2 protein-coding genes are annotated in these 607 nt (G+C 45.1%); both read right to left on the bottom strand.

The window, feature by feature from the left end:
- The coding region (locus ACYVRH_RS14130; protein WP_461257514.1) for a hypothetical protein at positions 1-310 on the bottom strand (310 nt) is incomplete at its 3' end.
- A 65-nt stretch (positions 311-375) separates the two neighbouring features.
- On the bottom strand, positions 376-607 hold a 232-nt coding region (locus ACYVRH_RS14125; protein ID WP_461257513.1), incomplete at its 5' end, for a hypothetical protein.

Below are 607 nucleotides of genomic sequence, written 5' to 3'. Positions count from 1 at the left end.
TTTCGTATAACAAGAAGCGGAGCGAAGTACGCACACGGCTGACGTAAATAAAACAGCCTTCGCTATCCGCTAAAAGTTCCCAAAAACCGTAGTAAAAAAATAAATCGCTCTTGCCGCAAAACCGCTTGTCCGCTCCGCTCCCAAGCGGATATGCGGCGACAATACCCGATGAAAAAAACAGACCCTCTTTTTTTTGCGAACATAAAAAACCAGACGCTTTTAAAAAATTATTCTTAACTGAAGCCTGACAGCAAGACACGGTAAGACCCACCCACCTAGCGGTAGGTGGGCAATGATAACGCAAGAGCATTTATTCGGTGAACCCCTGCGCAGACCCCTTCGGGGACAGCGCAGGGGCGATGATAGGTAGGGCGTTCATTCCGTAGTGAAACAAACCGTAATGAAACATTTATCCGCTAAAACCGCTAATACTCCTTCACTTCGTTCAGTCGGATTAGCGGCAACAAACCCCGATGGGAATATTGTTCCCTCTGATAAATCGCACACTGCCGCCGACAAAAGCCCTGATAAAAAACCGCCAGAAAATGAAACATTGAAAGTGTAGCTATGTAGTATAAAAGACGAATTTGCCACTTCTATATATATA

It is taken from the genome of Treponema sp. R80B11-R83G3 (genome assembly GCF_054786115.1).
This window is presented reverse-complemented; position numbering and strand designations above follow the sequence as displayed.